The 15,588-nt window shown below is 57.3% G+C and carries 15 protein-coding genes; 9 read left to right on the top strand and 6 right to left on the bottom strand.

The features are described from left to right. Positions 1-33: 33 nt before the first annotated feature. Positions 34-1,008 (bottom strand): alpha/beta fold hydrolase, encoded by a 975-nt coding sequence (locus AC2FJB_RS05590; RefSeq protein WP_496717289.1) that lies wholly within the window; start codon positions 1,006-1,008, stop codon positions 34-36. Beyond that, on the bottom strand, positions 1,008-1,298 hold the full coding sequence (locus AC2FJB_RS05585; RefSeq protein WP_299642517.1) for an SCP2 sterol-binding domain-containing protein: 291 nt from the start codon (positions 1,296-1,298) through the stop codon (positions 1,008-1,010). The genes AC2FJB_RS05590 and AC2FJB_RS05585 overlap by 1 nt, the downstream gene beginning before the upstream one ends. Before the next feature lie 30 nt (positions 1,299-1,328). Here AC2FJB_RS05585 and AC2FJB_RS05580 point away from each other — a divergent pair, with 30 nt between their 5' ends. The 6 genes from AC2FJB_RS05580 to AC2FJB_RS05555 all read left to right on the top strand — a co-directional run bounded on the left by AC2FJB_RS05580 (position 1,329) and on the right by AC2FJB_RS05555 (position 7,204). Then, positions 1,329-1,937, top strand: a complete 609-nt coding sequence (locus AC2FJB_RS05580) for a tetratricopeptide repeat protein (protein ID WP_117869286.1) — start codon at positions 1,329-1,331, stop codon at positions 1,935-1,937. A 23-nt stretch (positions 1,938-1,960) separates the two neighbouring features. Then, positions 1,961-4,756 carry a helicase-related protein gene (locus tag AC2FJB_RS05575; RefSeq protein ID WP_496717292.1) on the top strand — a complete coding sequence of 932 codons (2,796 nt, stop codon included), beginning with the start codon at positions 1,961-1,963 and terminating at the stop codon, positions 4,754-4,756. Between the two features lie 6 nt (positions 4,757-4,762). Next, the gene (locus AC2FJB_RS05570) at positions 4,763-5,128 is read left to right on the top strand and encodes an RNA-binding S4 domain-containing protein (protein WP_496671701.1); all 366 of its coding nucleotides are present in this window, start codon (positions 4,763-4,765) and stop codon (positions 5,126-5,128) included. A gap of 66 nt (positions 5,129-5,194) precedes the next feature. Next, entirely contained in the window at positions 5,195-5,533 is a 339-nt protein-coding gene (gene fdxA / locus AC2FJB_RS05565; protein ID WP_117869283.1) for a ferredoxin FdxA, read from the top strand. A 282-nt stretch (positions 5,534-5,815) separates the two neighbouring features. Next, complete coding sequence (locus AC2FJB_RS05560) at positions 5,816-6,325, top strand: CarD family transcriptional regulator (protein WP_117869282.1); 510 nt, start codon at positions 5,816-5,818, stop codon at positions 6,323-6,325. 117 nt (positions 6,326-6,442) lie between these two features. After that, positions 6,443-7,204, top strand: coding sequence for an ion channel (locus tag AC2FJB_RS05555; protein WP_117869281.1), 762 nt, complete (start codon positions 6,443-6,445; stop codon positions 7,202-7,204). On the opposite strand, the gene cobS is transcribed toward AC2FJB_RS05555, so the two are convergent. Then, entirely contained in the window at positions 7,201-7,965 is a 765-nt protein-coding gene (cobS, locus tag AC2FJB_RS05550; RefSeq protein WP_496717295.1) for an adenosylcobinamide-GDP ribazoletransferase, read from the bottom strand. The two genes, AC2FJB_RS05555 and cobS, sit on opposite strands and share 4 nt — an antisense overlap. A 78-nt stretch (positions 7,966-8,043) precedes the next feature. Here cobS and cobT point away from each other — a divergent pair, with 78 nt between their 5' ends. After that, positions 8,044-9,054 carry a nicotinate-nucleotide--dimethylbenzimidazole phosphoribosyltransferase gene (cobT, locus tag AC2FJB_RS05545; protein WP_496717297.1) on the top strand — a complete coding sequence of 337 codons (1,011 nt, stop codon included), beginning with the start codon at positions 8,044-8,046 and terminating at the stop codon, positions 9,052-9,054. A gap of 30 nt (positions 9,055-9,084) precedes the next feature. Here the strand turns inward: cobT and AC2FJB_RS05540 are convergent, their stop codons facing one another. Both AC2FJB_RS05540 and AC2FJB_RS05535 read right to left on the bottom strand, forming a co-directional pair. Continuing rightward, entirely contained in the window at positions 9,085-10,965 is a 1,881-nt protein-coding gene (locus AC2FJB_RS05540) for a monovalent cation:proton antiporter-2 (CPA2) family protein (RefSeq protein ID WP_496717299.1), read from the bottom strand. A 20-nt stretch (positions 10,966-10,985) separates the two neighbouring features. Continuing rightward, positions 10,986-11,441 carry an Lrp/AsnC family transcriptional regulator gene (locus AC2FJB_RS05535; protein WP_117869278.1) on the bottom strand — a complete coding sequence of 152 codons (456 nt, stop codon included), beginning with the start codon at positions 11,439-11,441 and terminating at the stop codon, positions 10,986-10,988. A 147-nt stretch (positions 11,442-11,588) separates the two neighbouring features. On the opposite strand from AC2FJB_RS05535, the gene hppD reads away from it, so the two are divergent. Then, a complete protein-coding gene (gene hppD, locus AC2FJB_RS05530) occupies positions 11,589-12,686 on the top strand; it encodes a 4-hydroxyphenylpyruvate dioxygenase (protein WP_496717300.1) in 1,098 nt (365 codons plus the stop codon). An 88-nt stretch (positions 12,687-12,774) separates the two neighbouring features. Here the strand turns inward: hppD and AC2FJB_RS05525 are convergent, their stop codons facing one another. Continuing rightward, positions 12,775-14,727 (bottom strand): hypothetical protein, encoded by a 1,953-nt coding sequence (locus AC2FJB_RS05525; RefSeq protein ID WP_496717301.1) that lies wholly within the window; start codon positions 14,725-14,727, stop codon positions 12,775-12,777. 164 nt (positions 14,728-14,891) lie between these two features. Here AC2FJB_RS05525 and AC2FJB_RS05520 point away from each other — a divergent pair, with 164 nt between their 5' ends. Further along, positions 14,892-15,587 carry an SIMPL domain-containing protein gene (locus tag AC2FJB_RS05520; protein WP_496817926.1) on the top strand — a complete coding sequence of 232 codons (696 nt, stop codon included), beginning with the start codon at positions 14,892-14,894 and terminating at the stop codon, positions 15,585-15,587. The last annotated feature ends 1 nt before the right edge of the window (position 15,588 follow it).

Genomic DNA, 15,588 nt, shown 5'->3' with positions numbered 1-15,588 from the left:
ATCACAAGCGGCCAATCCCGAAGGTGAAAAGGTTTACGAGGAAACCAGCTTGGCCGCTCCATTTGATTGGTTGGCCAGGAAATGCTTGGAAAGCTGGTCCAGAACCGGTCCCCGAACGTCGGGTGCTTCCATCAGTACCTCGTGTTCTCCGTCCGGGATTTCGATCAATGTGCCGTTCGGCCAATTGGCCATACGTGCCCTTATGGCCTTGCGATCGACGATTTGCTCGTGGCTGCCCAGAAAAGTCAGACAGGGTGTCTTTGGGGCAGGCTGCTCCATCAACCATTCACATTCGTCCAGCGACTCGCGCAGCCAACGGTTGGAAGGCGCACCAAGTGCAAGTTCGGGATGCGCATTCAGCTGATCTTGCATCATCCGGTACATGTCCGGGTCGCGGGTCAGCATATTCCCGTCGAAAGGTTGAGATAGGACATAGCTTTCAAGCGTTGTGGTCGGGGGAGTGCGTTCGCCAAGGCCAAGCGCCGTGCCCCAATATGCGGTAACGCGGCTCAGGGGTTTCATCACCGGAGTGAAGAAAATTCCCCACATCGGGCCCGTGAACGCGCAAGCGGCAAAGCACCCTTTTTCGATGACGGCACGCAACCCGATGGCGCCGCCCATCGAATGCCCCACGACGTACCACGGTTTCGGCAAATCCAGAGCGTCAGCAAGGTCCAGGGTTGCCTGAACATCGTGCTGGTAATCGGTGAAATGATCGACATGGCCGATGCGTGGGTTTTCCAGCAGCCGATCCGCAAGACCCTGACCGCGCCAGTCTACGGCCAGCACCGCGAACCCCCGATTCACGAATTCTCCGGCGGTATTGCCATACTTTTCTATGTATTCCGTGCGTCCGGGAAACACCATGACGGTGCCATGGGCGCGACCAACCGGACGCCAGTGACCAACGCGAATGCGTTTTTGGTCAGACGTCGTCAACCAGTGGGCCTTTCCACCGGCAGGTCCGCCGGCCACGTCTTCAAAAAAGGGGGCCGGCGACAACTCCATCAGGCCAGCACCGAGGCAAGCTTCATGGCAACACCCATGTCGCCATCAATGCTCAGCTTGCCGGACATGAACGCACCGGTAGGGTTCAATTCACCGCTGAGGATCTGTTCGAATGTGTCGGCGTCAGCACTCATGGTAACGTCAGCGTCGTCATCACTGACCCGCGCGCCATTCTCGTCCAAAACAATTGCGCCCAGATCGGCGATATCAAACTTGGCCGAGGCATCGAACGCGCCGCCTTCCAGTTTTTCGTTCAGCGCGGCAGCTGCCTTTTCAAGAATCTCGCTCATGCTTTTCCTCATATTGTTAGTGCGCCGTGAATGGACATCCCCGGTCGCAACGCTACACTGACTATTGTTATGAGCATTGCAATTCACAATCTCAAAGGTACCGTTGCGGCACTTTTTGTCCTAGTCACGTTTTCCACCAATTGCTTCGCGCAACAGGCGGACTCGCGGGACGAGGGCGAGTTGTTGCAAAAACTGGCCCACTCGACGCCCGAACAGGCATTTGCCATTGATAGGCAATTGCAGGCTCTTTGGTCGCAATCCGGCTCGCCGTCAGCTGATCTGTTGCTGGAACGGGGTCGTGAAGCATTGGATGATGGCGAAGTCGACGCTGCACTGGATCACCTGACGGCACTGACGGATCACGCTCCTGATTTTGCCGAAGGTTGGCATCTGCGCGCGTCTGCCTTTTTCGGCGTTGAGCGATTTGGTATGGCGGCTGCCGACCTGGAACATGTGCTGACCCTGAATCCAAATCACTATGAGGCGATTTACGGTCTGGGGCTGATCTTCGAAGTTATCGGGGAACCTCAGAAAGCCTACGAAGCATATTCTCGGGCCTTGGCTATACATCCCCATCATGAAGAAGTAACCAATGCCGTGAATCGGCTGAAGCCTCAGGTTGAAGGCAAGGCGCTGTAAGGCTCAAGGCGCAGGGGGCGAATGTGAGCGGGTCATCCCGAATCGTGGCCGTACTGGGCCCGACCAACACTGGTAAAACCCATTACGCTATTGATCGCATGCTGGGCCATCGGACCGGCGTGATCGGTCTGCCGTTGCGCCTGCTGGCGCGCGAGGTCTATGACAAGATCGTTGCGATCCGTGGGCCGTCGGTCGTGGCGCTGGTTACGGGTGAAGAGCGGATTGTGCCGCCTCGCGCTCAATACTGGGTGTGTACCGTTGAAGCGATGCCAGAGGGCATGGGCGCTGATTTTGTTGCCATCGATGAGATACAGCTCTGTGCCGATCCTGAACGGGGTCACGTCTTCACCGACCGTCTTCTCAGGTCACGCGGTACGAACGAGACATTACTCCTGGGCTCGGACACAATGCGTGGCCCCATTTCGGCGCTGGTCCCCCGGGCACAGTTCGTGCGGCGAGAGCGGATGTCGCAACTGGTTTACTCTGGCTCCAAGAAGATCAGCCGGATGCCCCCGCGCAGCGCCATCGTCGGATTCTCGGTAGAAAACGTCTATGCCATCGCCGAATTGTTGCGCCGCCAGAAAGGTGGTGCAGCGGTGGTTATGGGCGCGCTCAGCCCGCGTACACGGAATGCACAGGTAGACCTGTACCAAAACGGCGAGGTTGATTACCTGGTCGCCACGGACGCTATTGGGATGGGGTTGAATCTGGATGTGAACCATGTTGCGTTTTCATCCCTGTCCAAGTTCGATGGGCGCCGGATGCGTCCACTTGCGCCAAATGAGCTGGCGCAGATCGCGGGCCGGGCAGGTCGCGGTATGTCCGATGGTACCTTTGGCGTGACCGGAGAGGCCCCACCGCTGGACGAAGGGTTGGCTCAGGCGATCATGGACAGCCGGTTTACGCCGATGAAAAAGGTGAACTGGCGGAATGCTGCCCTGAGGTTCGGCTCGATTGACGCGCTGATCGGTTCTCTTGAAGTCAGCCCAGATGATGAACACCTGATCAAAGCCCGCCCCGCTGACGACCTGAACGCGTTGAAATCGCTGTCGCAAGTGACCGAGGTCATAGCCCGTGCAAGCGACGGCCCGTCCATCCGCTTGCTGTGGGATGTGTGTAGAATCCCTGATTTTCGCGGTATCAGCCATGCAGAACACGCCAGTTTGCTTGAGGTGATCTATGGCCACCTGCATGAACGGGGATCTATTCCCGACGAATTCATGGCACGGCAGATCCGGCGGATCGATCAGACCCACGGCGATATCGACGCTTTATCTAAAAGATTGGCATATATTCGCACGTGGACATATGTTGCGCAGCGAAAAGGTTGGGTTCGTGACGAATCACATTGGCGCGACGAAACCCGCACTGTAGAAGACAGACTGTCTGACGCTCTGCATGAGCGTCTAACGCAAAGATTTGTGGACCGGCGCACGTCTGTGTTGCTGCGCCGGCTCAAGCAGAAGGAGGCCCTTTTGGCCGAAGTAAATGATAAGGGTGAAGTGACCGTCGAAGGCGAATTCGTAGGTCGTTTGGAAGGGTTCCGGTTTACTCCGGACAAAAGCGCGCAGGGAACCGAGGCGAAAGCTCTGAAATCGGCATCCCTGCAAGCACTCGCGCCGCAATTCCATCTGCGCGCCGATCGCTTCTACAATGCGCCCGATACAGAAATTGATTTCACTGATCAGGGTGGCCTGATGTGGGGCGAATATGCCGTTGGCAAACTAGTTGCCGGGGCAGAACCTCTCAAACCTATTGTCGAGGTATTCGTTGACGAAGCCGCAGGGCCGGACGTCGAACAGAAAGTGCAGCGCCGGTTGCAGCATTTCATTGACCGAAAAGTAGCGGCATTGTTTGAGCCGTTGCTGAACCTGTCACGCGATGAGGAACTCAGCGGTCTTGCCAGAGGTTTTGCCTTCCGCATGGTCGAAGCGCTGGGCGTTCTGCCGCGCGCTCAGGTCGCACAAGAGGTCAAGGATCTCGATCAGGATGCCCGTGGCGCCTTGCGCAAACATGGTATCCGGTTTGGCCAGTTCACCATCTTCATGCCGCTATTGCTGAAACCAGCCCCGACGCGTCTGCGTTTGGTGCTGTGGGCGTTGTCCAGTGGATTGCAGGAGTTTCCCGAAGCGCCACCACCCGGGCTGGTCACCGTGCCGGTCGCCAAGGATGCGCCGCAGGGTTATGACACCATGTGTGGCTACCGCGATGCAGGCGAGCGCTCGATCCGTATCGACATGCTGGAACGCTTGGCCGACATGCTGCGTGCTGAAGACAGCCGCGGCGGTTTCGAGGCCAAACCCGATATGCTGTCGATCACCGGGATGACGCTGGATCAGTTCGCCGATCTGATGCAGGGTCTGGGCTACAAGGCAGAACGTGGCGAGCGCGCGAAAGTCAAACCTGCACCGGTCGAACAGCCTGCGGCAGATGCGGCTGACAAACCGACCGCCGAAGAGGCTCCAGCGAGTGAAGTCGCGGCGGAAGAGGTCGCCACACCCGCCGAGGCGGCAGCCGAGGTTTCCGCAGAGAGTCTAGCCGCAGAACCTGTGTCAGACGAACCCGAAGTTGAAGTGTTCTATACCTTCACCTGGGCCCGTCAGCGACAGCCCAACCGGGCCCCGCGCCGTGAACAGGGACAGGGCAAGGGCAAACCGCGTGGCAAACCGCAGGATGGCCGTGGCAAACCTCATGGCAAGAAGGGCGGCAAACCTCAGGGGGCCAAGACCTTCTCGTCACGGCCTCCGAAAAAGGAAAAGGCCATCGATCCCGACAACCCGTTTGCTGCTGCGCTGATGGGTTTGAAGGACGGTAACTGATCCGAAATGGCCGAGGCCAGGCTGCGGATCGATAAATGGTTGTGGCAGGCACGGTTCTTCAAGACCCGTAGCCTGGCCGCCAAACAGGTCAGCGGCGGTTATGTCAGGCTGAACGGAGACCGGGTGCGGAAACCGGCGCAAGCTGTGGCTCCCGGTGACGTTCTGACGTTTCCACAGGGCCGCATCGTTCGTGTCATACGCGTGGAAAAACTGGGTGAACGCCGTGGTCCGGCACCCGAAGCGCAAATGCTGTATTTCGATATGACCGAAAAACAGGACGTCCCGCCTAAAAATCCGGGGTTCGAGGGAAAAGGTCGTCCGACTAAGAAGGACCGTCGCGCACTTGATCTTTCTCGCACAGAAGATCGCTGATCTTATCTTGAAGAGTAGGCCAGACTGAATTAGCTAAACGCTCAAACCGCAAACGGGAATCCGATCATGACCTATGTTGTCACCGAAAACTGTATCGCTTGCAAATACACCGACTGCGTCGAGGTGTGCCCGGTGGACTGTTTCTATGAAGGTGAGAACACATTGGTCATTCACCCCGACGAATGCATTGACTGCGGTGTTTGCGAGCCGGAATGTCCGGCAGATGCGATCCGTCCCGATACCGAGCCGGGCATGGAGCAATGGGTCGAATTCAATCGCAAGTTCTCGGAAATATGGCCCGTGATCGTTACCAAGAAAGACCCGCTTCCCGACGCCGAAGAACACGATGGTGAAGAAGGTAAGATGGAGAAGTATTTCTCGGAGGCGCCTGGCGAAGGCGGCTAAGCGATTCGCGCTCATATCCCTGTTTTCTGCACAAGGAATGCAACATAACCATTTGAAAACAGGATAAATATGAAAAATTCCCGTGGGGTAAACTTTCGGGTGTCGTGTTTTTGTGATATACTCTGTACCTGTATGATGACCGAGATTGGGATGCGCTCCACAAGTATGCTCACTTTGGAGTTCTGAATTTTTGACAATATCGCCGCCTGTCGGGGCTGAAACAGTCCCCGCATGTGGTGTTTTTGTTGTCTGTGTCCCGTCCGTAAGCAAGGAAAAAACTGAATGACAAAGTCGAAAAAGCTCGAGTTCCGCCCGAACGACTATGTTGTCTACCCCGCACATGGCGTAGGCCAGATCATCTCGATCGAAGAACAGGATGTCGCGGGGTTCTCTCTGGAGCTGTTCGTCATCTCATTTGAGAAAGACAAGATGACGTTGCGTGTGCCGACGAACAAGGCTACCGAATCCGGCCTGCGGTCGCTCAGCTCACCCGATGTGATCAGCCAGGCGATGAAAACGCTGAAAGGCAAGGCGAAGGTTAAGCGCGCCATGTGGTCCAGGCGTGCGCAGGAATATGAGCAGAAAATCAACTCTGGCGACCTGATCTCGATTGCGGAGGTGGTCCGCGATCTGCACCGCACGGACGATCAGCGCGAGCAGAGCTATTCCGAGCGTCAGCTATACGAAGCGGCCTTGGAGCGTCTGACCCGCGAGGTCGCGGCCGTTTCTGGTGCAGGCGAAGTATCCGCCGCCAAACAGGTAGACGAAGTTCTGACCTCACGCGCTGCCTGATAGCGAACTCTGTGAAAAAACGGGCCGCTCCAAGTTTGGGGCGGCCTTTTTCGTGACTTGGTGAATTGCCCAAGTGCCGCTAATTTCACTGTAGATGCAGCAAGCTACAGGGCGGACATGAAGCAGACAGTTAGATATCTGTATATCGGACATGACCCGATTTCGGTCTGGTTTCGGTACGCGCTGATCCTGTTCGATGTTACGACAATCGTTTTCTTTGTCGCGACGGCACATGTCCCTCACGGTCCCGGCTTGGTCCTTGCAAGCCAGTTGATCGGTTTTTTGATTTTGTTGGATTTCTCTGCGCGGCTTTGGATTTCAAAAGACCGCTGGAAGCTGCTGCGCCAGATTTATACGCTGGCGGATATTGTCGTTATCATGTCGTTGGTTCTGGATCCGTTTCTGACGGGCAACCTGGCTTTCCTGAGGATTCTGCGTGCCTTGCGCCTGATCCATTCATACCATCTGCTCAGGGACTTGCGACGCGACAGCAGCTTTTTTCGCACCCATGAAGACGCGGTGATTGCAGCGATCAATCTAATGGTTTTTGTCTTTGCCACCTCTACGGCGGTTTTGGTGTTCTTTATTCCGGAAGACGCACAGACGCCTTACATAGACGCGCTGTATTTCACCATGGCCACCCTGACCACAACCGGGTTCGGTGACATCACGCTGAGCACCCCCTGGGGGAAGCTGTTCTCGGTTTTCATCATGGTCGTGGGTGTCGCGTTGTTTGTCCGTTTGGCGCAGGCGATCTTTATGCCGCAGAAAGTACGTCACAAATGCCCAAGCTGCGGGTTGTATCGGCATGATCCGGATGCCGTGCATTGCAAGCATTGTGGTGGAACACTGCGGATCGAAACTGGCGGCGCGTCCTAAATCCGGGCGCTGATGGCAAGCAGAAACGCGATCTCTGCCAGTTGTTGCGATGCCCCAAGTATGTCCCCGGTCTGGCCACCGATTTTCTTGCGCGCTATCAACGCCAAGATGGCTGCTACCAAGGCAGCAGAGAAGATGGCGGTGATCGCCATACCACCGCACAGGAAAACGGCGATTAGAACGGCCAGGCCCAGGGACATGCTGACTGAAATCGTGCTGGGGGTTCCCACCGAATGGCTCAGCCCGGATTTTCTGGCGTTCGGCAGGGATGCCATCAAAACCGGCATCAGGGCGCGTGAACACGCGCAAGCCGCCAGAATCGTCCAAATCGATCCGCTTGCCAAAATCGCGGCAACTGCCAAAACCCGAGCAAGCTGAGAGATAACCAAAGCAAGAACACCATAGGTTCCGGTCTGGCTGTCTTTCATGATTTCAAGTCGGCGTTCGGGGGTGAATCCGCCCCAGAGGCCGTCGAACGTATCTGCCAGACCGTCCTCGTGCAGTGCACCCGTCATCATGATCAATGTCGCAACCAACAAGGTCGCAGCAACCAACGGGGACAGATGAAAGACCATTGCCAGCCATCCAACCATACAGGCAATCCCTCCGACGACCAGCCCGGCGACGGGGAAGGCCCATGCCGCCTGTGCCTGCCGTCTGAACACAGGTTCAGGCAACCGGGGCAGGGGCAGGCGGGTCAGCAGCACCAGCGCCAGCGGAATATCCCACAGGGAAAAGGGTTTGGTGTCGTTTTTTTGCACGCCCGTGCCTTTCGGGGTCTTGTTGGATTCAATGCTTCGGTTAAACACACAGGACCACTCTGATGCAATGAGGCTTTCATGTTGCCTGAACTGAATGATTTGAACGCGTTCCGCGCTACGCTCGCAGCTGCTCCGGGGCCGGATGCCACCGCGGCGCAGGGCGCGGCAGAGCGAAACGGACAACTGACGAAACCCCCCGGTGCGCTGGGGCGACTTGAAGATTTGGCTATCTGGTACGCAGGATGGCGAGGAGATGCCCGGCCACAGATAACGGCGCCACAGGTCATTGTCTTTGCCGGAAACCACGGAGTCACTGCACAGGGGGTCTCGGCTTTTCCGTCGGAAGTGACCGTGCAAATGGTGATGAACTTCGAACATGGCGGTGCGGCGATCAACCAACTGGCCCGGGCGGCGGGTGCGGCGATGGATGTACACGCACTGGATCTGGACAACCCGACCGCAGATTTCACCCAGGCACCGGCCATGGCGGAAGCCGAATTGCTGGACGCGCTGCGTACCGGCTGGCAGGCCGTGGATCAGCAGGCTGACCTGTTGGTCGTGGGCGAGATGGGCATTGGCAACACCACCCCGGCTGCCGCCATTGCCTGCGCGCTGTTCGGTGGTGACGCGTCCGATTGGACGGGTCGCGGGACGGGCGTCGATGATGCAGGTCTGACCAACAAGACCCGTGTTGTGGCCGAAGGTGTAGCGTTGCACAGGTCAGAGGATGGCCTGGAAATCCTGCGCTGCCTCGGAGGGCGTGAGATCGCAGCGATGGCCGGGGCGATTGCCGCGGCGCGAGTATTGCGCATTCCTGTGATCCTTGATGGGTTCATCTGCTCGGCCGCCGCTGCCTGCCTGTGGAGACTGTCGGATACCGCACTGGATCACGCCGTGGCAGGCCACCAAAGCGCCGAGGCTGCGCATGGCGCCGTGTTGGCGAAGCTGGGCAAGGAACCGCTGTTGAGCCTTGGTCTCCGGCTGGGTGAAGGGTCGGGCGGGGCTCTGGCGATCAACATTCTCAAAAGCGCCGTGGCCTGCCATTCCGGTATGGCGACCTTTGCCGAGGCAGGGGTGTCTGACGGCTGAGTACTTGCGTGACCCGGGCACAGACCTGGGTCAGGCGGATTTCTTGGCGTGCTTTTCAGCCAGTTCCAGCAGCGCGGTTTCCAGATCTTTTTCCAGTTGCTGCGCGCGCTCGATGTACTTCTTGTTTTCCGCTGTTGGCAAACCCGGGACCCAAAGCTCGGCCAGATCGCGAACTGACATCCGGTCATGGTGGTAAAAGGTCTGCTCCGCCTGCGCGGCTTCGTATTCACTCAACCCGATATTCTCCAGAACATAGCGGCCTGCGCGCAGCGAGCTGTCGAACAGTTCCCGCACGATGTCATTGGCACCAGCCTGATAAAGCTCATACACATGGGTACGATCTCGGGCGCGGGCGATGATGTGCAAGTCAGGGCGCTGCCGTCTGGCAAAACTGACGAGCCGTGTGACTTGTTTGTGGTCATCCATAGCAGCCACAAGAACCGACGCTTTTTCCAACCCCGCAGCGCGCAGCAACTCGGGGCGAGTGGGATCACCCAGAAAGCCTTTGACGCCGAAACGGCGCATCAGCTGAATTGTTTCGATGTTGTGGTCCAGTACAACCGTCTTGAAACCGCTGGCCCGCACCAGCCGGTTTACAATCTGTCCGAACCGGCCAATCCCGGCAATGATGACGGGGCCTTTTTCATCAATCTCGTCCGGTACAGGTTCTTTGGAGGTGTCGCCGATCTTTCGAGACAGAAGATCGTAGAGGATAAACAGAAGCGGTGTGATCAGCATCGTCAGAGCGATGATCATCAGCAGTTTTTGGGACAGGTCGGGGGGTATGACATTCTGTTGCGTTGAAAATGCCAGCAGGACAAAGCCAAACTCACCGGCTTGCGCCAGCCCCAACGTGAACAGCCAGTGATCGCGCGCATGCAGCTTGAACGCCTTGCCAACGAGATACAGGATGATCCCTTTTGCAAGGATCAAAAGAAGCGCCAGACCGATCAGGTCAAGGGGGTCATCGAAGAAATACGCAACATCAATACCAGCACCGACCGTAATAAAGAAAAGTCCGAGCAGTAGCCCTTTGAATGGCTCAAGGTCGCTTTCCATTTCGTGTCTGAACTCGGAACTGGCCAGAACCACGCCCGCCAGAAAAGCGCCAAGGGCAGGGGAAAGGCCGACGAGGGTCATCAGGAAGGAAATCCCGACCACGATCATTAGCGCCAGAGCGGTATACATCTCGCGCAGGCGGGTCGCGTGGATGAAGCGAAACAGCGGGCGGGTCAGGTAGACACCGGCCAGAATGACAAACACAACTGCGCCGATCGTGACCAGCGTGACGGCCCAACCCGGCAAACCTTCGACCAGAGAAAGGCTGTGATGGTCCGCGCCGTGAAGATCACCGGCCCCGCGGTCGATCGAACCATCCGATTCGATATGAGGCATGGCCGGCAAGGCCAGAAGTGGCAGCAAGGCCAAGATCGGAATGACCGCAATGTCCTGTGTCAGCAGCACCGAAAATGTAGCTCGACCGCCATTTGTCTGCATCAGGCCCTTTTCCGACAGGGTCTGAAGAACGATTGCTGTAGAGGACAGCGACAAGGTCAGCCCGACGGCCAGAGCAACCGACCACGGGTGGTTTGCATAGATTGCCACGGCAGCGATCGCAGCCGTTGATAACGCAACCTGCAACCCGCCCAACCCCAGCAACTTGTCACGCATATCCCACAGCGCGCGCGGCTCCAGTTCAAGGCCAATCAGGAACAGCATCATCACCACGCCGAATTCGGCAACGTGCTGAAGGTTTTCCGTTTCCGCGCCGACAAGCCCGAGAACAGGGCCAATGATGATCCCGGCGGCCAGGTATCCCAGAACCGATCCCAAGCCTAGCCTCGCAGACAGGGGAACGGCGATGACTGCCGCTGCCAGATAGATCGAAGCCTGGTATAGGAAAACGTCCATTTGTGTCCTCTCGGGCCCGTTCAGGTGGGCAGGGGCGCGTCGCGTTTCAGTTGATCCATTACGATCTGGCTCTGAACTCTTGCAACGGCAGGATGCGGCAGGATGACCGAATGTAGCAAGCTGTTGAGGGCGGAAAGATCGTCACAGTAGATATGCAGCAGGTAATCTGCCTCTCCGGTCATCGTCCATGCGCTGGTAATTTCGGGACGGGTATCGACCATGCGGGCAAAGCTTGCGGATTGTTCAGGGCCATGAGTACCCAGATGAACCTGAACAAAGCCTTGCACGTGAAGACCCAGTTTCAGCGGGTCAAGCCGGGCGGCATACCCGGTGATGTACCCTTCGGCCTCAAGCCGTTGTCGGCGACGTCCTGCCTGACTGGGCGACAGGTTCAGCATCTCGCCCAGTTGGTGTGCGGTCAGATGCGCGTCCTTCTGCAGGGCGGAGAGCAATCGCTTGTCGGTCGCGTCCAGCATGTGCGGAAGAATCCTGACTTTAATAACTTTTATGCGCGTTTTGCGCGTCTAACGGCAGTCTACAAGAAAACAATGCGCAGAAACAGCGTCAAAAAAGTCGTATTTTTGAATCAGCAAAGAAATTCCTGTTCTCGAAGGAGACGCGCCATGGGTCCTTTCCCGCACAACGCACCGAAATCTGTTATCAGCAAAGAAAACCCTGCCGGTACCGATGGGTTTGAATTCGTCGAGTTTGCCCATCCTGAACCGCAGGAGCTGCGTGATCTGTTCGCAAAGATGGGGTTCGACCTGGTGGCCCGCCATAAGGACAAACCTGCCATCGAACTGTGGCAGCAAGGGGATGTCACCTATATTCTCAACGCTGACCCTGACAGTTTCGCGGAAAAGTTCGTGGCTGAACACGGCCCGTGCGCTCCTTCTATGGGCTGGAGAGTCGTGGACGCGCAGAAAGCATATGACCATGCGGTATCAAAGGGTGCAGAACCTTACGACGGTGCCGACAAGACCATGAATGTGCCTGCGATCAAGGGCATCGGCGGATCATTGATCTATTTCATTGATCAGTACTACGACACGTCGCCCTACAATCAGGAATTCGAGTGGATCAAAGAATCCAAACCACGGGGTGTGGGGTTCTTCTATCTCGATCACCTGACGCACAACGTCTACAAGGGCAACATGGACAAGTGGTTCAAGTTCTACGGCGACCTGTTCAACTTTCGCGAAATCCGCTTCTTTGACATTCAGGGCAAGTTCACCGGGCTTTTCAGCCGCGCGCTGACATCTCCCTGTGGCCGCATCCGTATTCCGATCAACGAAGATCGCGGTGAAACGGGTCAGATCGTGTCTTATCTTAAGAAATACAAAGGTGAAGGCATTCAGCATATCGCCGTCGGCAGTGACGACATTTACGCCTCGACCGATGCAATTGCGGAAAACGGCCTGAAATTCATGCCGGGCCCGAACAAGGCGTACTACGAAATGTCCAAGACCCGCGTGTCCGACCACGATGAGCCGCTGGACCGGATGATGAAACACGGCATCCTGATCGATGGCGAAGGTGTCGTTGACGGAGGTGAGACGCGGATCTTGCTACAGATATTCTCGAAGACTGTCATCGGTCCGATCTTCTTCGAGTTCATTCAGCGCAAAGGTGACGAGGGTTTCGGCGAGGGGAATTTCCAGGCGCTATTCGAATCCATCGAACGCGAACAGATCGAAAGCGGCGAGATTTCCGCAGCCTGATTGAAACGCACTGGCAAGCCGGGGGCTGTTCGTCTGCCTCCGGCGCTTTTATGTGACAGTTGTTGCGTCAAAAGATCGATTGCCGGTTTCAGCTGCGCGGCATCGCCAGCGTCACGTTTCGACCCTTTTTCTGATACCGAAGTTCACTGTCACTGATCGCAATGACCTTGCCGCCGTCAATGCGGTCTCCGACTTTCAGCTTCTTGTAACGCCCGCTGGGAAGCCGCACCAATGCGCGTCTGTTGGCTGGCGTTCCGTAGACTCCGATCAGGTTCAGCCTGCGCAGATTGATTGCGTTGTCGATCGTGGCTTGTCGTGCGACGGACGCGGTCGAGGGGATTTTGGGTGCGACGGTCTTTGGTTGGAACGACCCTGCTTCATCAGATGTCTGATCCAATGCTGCCGTAGACCCCAGATTTGAACTGCTTGAAGCGGGTGTTTTGGCAGGGGCCAATCCGGCTGGACGGGACTTGGGGCGCGGGACTCTGACGACAGCCAAAGCGGTTGGTGCTTCGTCAACTTGCGGCTGAACCTGAAGGCTTTCGGGGCGCGCTTTGGGCCGCTTGCTCGCCAGCTCTTCCAATGACCGGCCACCCAGCTGGCCGCGCTCAAAATTCTCAACCAGATCGGAGGGGCGTGGCTTGGGGCGAATTCCGGCCAACCTGCCGTCGGCTTCGTCAACCAGCGGTTCTTCTTCGAAACGAACCGGAGTTTCAGGCGGAACCTTGGAGGGGCGCCCCAAAAAAACAATGACCCCATCCGGATTCACGGTGCCATCCGGTGTTGGCACGACCAGGCCGTTCTCATCCAGGTCAAATCGTGTGCCAGCAATGTTTGGGGATACGTCGGGTTTGAAAGGAGCGTCAGTGTCAAAACTGGGGTCGGGAGGCAAGGCAACCGCATCGGTGAACAGATCGGAGTTGTCAAGCGATGCCAGATAAAACTCCTGCGGTTCCACGGTCTCCGGTATTTCCGGTGCTGCAGGCGCGGTTGTGTTGACGCCCGTAACGGCCTGTATATCCTTCTGTGTCGCGGGGTCCTGAGCGACGGATTCCACCGGGGTAGGGGTAATCTTGAGGGCTTCCAGAATTGCTGCGTCTGTAGCGGTCAGATCCGGCTGCGCATCGGTCTCCGCCTCTGAGACGTTGGTTCGAGGCTCTTCAGGATCATCGGTGGCAAGATCCGGAACTACTTCCTGCGGGTCCTCCAGCGCGGCCGTGTCCGGCTCTGGTTCGGGCGTGGGTCCTGGGGTTGGTTCTGGGGTCGAAACCTCGACCGGCGCAGGGCTCTGTTCCGCCTGATCCTTTTCAGAGCCGAACCCCATTGCCAGCCAAGAGCCAACAAGTCCGCCAACAAGCAGCACAGCGGCAAAGACAGGAATGGCAGACCGGTTTACCCCCGCAGGCCCATCAACGTTCTTACCCGTGGTTTCCGGGGGCACGCGGAAAGCCTCGGGCGCGGTGGTGCCGGCAATAGGATGGGTGGGCAGGCCGGACGTATTGGCCTGTTCAGGAGCGTCCGTTTCTGCCAGTGCAGGCTGGTCTTCCGGGTGTGAACCCTCGGAACTGTCTGAGGTTTCGCGGAACACCGCCTCGCGCGGGAACGCGCCCTCGTGACCTTCGGCGGTGAACGTCACCACCACAAAACCATGTTCCGAGGCAAAGGTTCGCGCTTCGGCCAGAGTTTCAACCGCGACGGCAGAAACATAGGTCGTATCACCTTCGGTCTGGCTGTCATAACTCAGTTCTGACAGGGCGTAAGGTGTGGCTTCCACCAGAGCATTCTTGATACGTTCCGTCCGGTTTTTTGGGGGCAACCCATCGGTCGATAGCTGTAGAAACCGAACCTGATCCGCCGGTAGCACAAGCTTGCAGCTCAGATCATTTTCCAGCGCAAACGCCTTTTCCCGCAACGCCTGCATCTGTCCGGACAAGTCCGGAACATCCAGCGGAATCGTACCGATGACGAACCAGTCGTCATCCGAACGGTGGTGCAGTGTTATTCCGGTCGTAGAAAAAGACAGCGCAAAGGCGGGTTTCATATTCCGGAGGAACCATAATTATCAACGTCAATGCAAACGACTTTGCGTGTGCAGGCCGACATTAAAGCAGGAACCCGCCGAGGGAAAGAAAAAGGCAACCTCTCCTCTTGTATGGCCAAGCCCTGCCAACCCATCTTGGAACAGAACAAATTGGAGTGATAACCTTGAAGACATTCGCTTTTCTGGCCGCGATGATGGCGGCAACGGCCGCTGGAGCAGCCCATGCGGAAGAACGTCGCATCAACGTTGATGCAACCGGGACCGTGCAGGTCGCACCCGATATGGCGACGATCACGCTGGGCGTAACAAACGAAAACGTCGAAGCCTCGGCTGCGATGCAGGCAACGTCGGATGCCGTTTCCAAAGTCCTGGCGCGCCTGACCGAGATGGGTATCGAAGATCGTGACGTCCAGACACGGGACCTGTCGTTGTCGCCCGTTTGGTCGGGTCGTCATGGACAGAATGGGGAGAAGCCTGAAATCACCGGCTTTACAGCGTCCAACCGCGTGTTTGTGCGCGTGCGCGATCTGACCCAATTGGGGAAAATCATGGACGCGGTCATTCAGGACGGCGCCAATGATTTCGGGGGCTTGAGCTTTGGCGTACAGGATCCCAAACCGATCGAAGCGCAAGCCCGCGCCAAAGCCGTCGGTGAAGCCACTGCCAAGGCAGAACAGTTGGCGCAGTCAGCGGGCGTAACGCTCGGCCCGGTTCAATCCATATCCGAACAAACGGCCGGTATCCGTCCGATGGCCGAAATGCGCGCCATGAGCATGGCGGATGCGGGTGGTGTTCCCGTTGCAGGCGGAGAGGTCTCGGTTTCCGTCAGTGTCTCGATGGAATTCGAGATTTCGGAATAAG

This window comes from Ruegeria sp. CDSC085 (assembly GCF_059610465.1).
Note: the sequence above shows the minus strand (reverse complement) of the source record. Positions and strands in the feature narration are given on the sequence as shown.

Bases quoted from the DNA above. Each gene is read 5' to 3' on its own strand.
- AC2FJB_RS05590 (WP_496717289.1), bottom strand. From the start codon at position 1,008: ATGGAGTTGTCGCCGGCCCCCTTTTTTGAAGACGTGGCCGGCGGACCT.
- AC2FJB_RS05585 (WP_299642517.1), bottom strand. From the start codon at position 1,298: ATGAGCGAGATTCTTGAAAAGGCAGCTGCCGCGCTGAACGAAAAACTG.
- AC2FJB_RS05580 (WP_117869286.1), top strand. From the start codon at position 1,329: ATGGACATCCCCGGTCGCAACGCTACACTGACTATTGTTATGAGCATT.
- AC2FJB_RS05570 (WP_496671701.1), top strand. From the start codon at position 4,763: ATGGCCGAGGCCAGGCTGCGGATCGATAAATGGTTGTGGCAGGCACGG.
- fdxA (WP_117869283.1), top strand. From the start codon at position 5,195: ATGACCTATGTTGTCACCGAAAACTGTATCGCTTGCAAATACACCGAC.
- AC2FJB_RS05560 (WP_117869282.1), top strand. From the start codon at position 5,816: ATGACAAAGTCGAAAAAGCTCGAGTTCCGCCCGAACGACTATGTTGTC.
- AC2FJB_RS05555 (WP_117869281.1), top strand. From the start codon at position 6,443: ATGAAGCAGACAGTTAGATATCTGTATATCGGACATGACCCGATTTCG.
- cobT (WP_496717297.1), top strand. From the start codon at position 8,044: ATGTTGCCTGAACTGAATGATTTGAACGCGTTCCGCGCTACGCTCGCA.
- AC2FJB_RS05540 (WP_496717299.1), bottom strand. From the start codon at position 10,965: ATGGACGTTTTCCTATACCAGGCTTCGATCTATCTGGCAGCGGCAGTC.
- AC2FJB_RS05535 (WP_117869278.1), bottom strand. From the start codon at position 11,441: ATGCTGGACGCGACCGACAAGCGATTGCTCTCCGCCCTGCAGAAGGAC.
- hppD (WP_496717300.1), top strand. From the start codon at position 11,589: ATGGGTCCTTTCCCGCACAACGCACCGAAATCTGTTATCAGCAAAGAA.
- AC2FJB_RS05525 (WP_496717301.1), bottom strand. From the start codon at position 14,727: ATGAAACCCGCCTTTGCGCTGTCTTTTTCTACGACCGGAATAACACTG.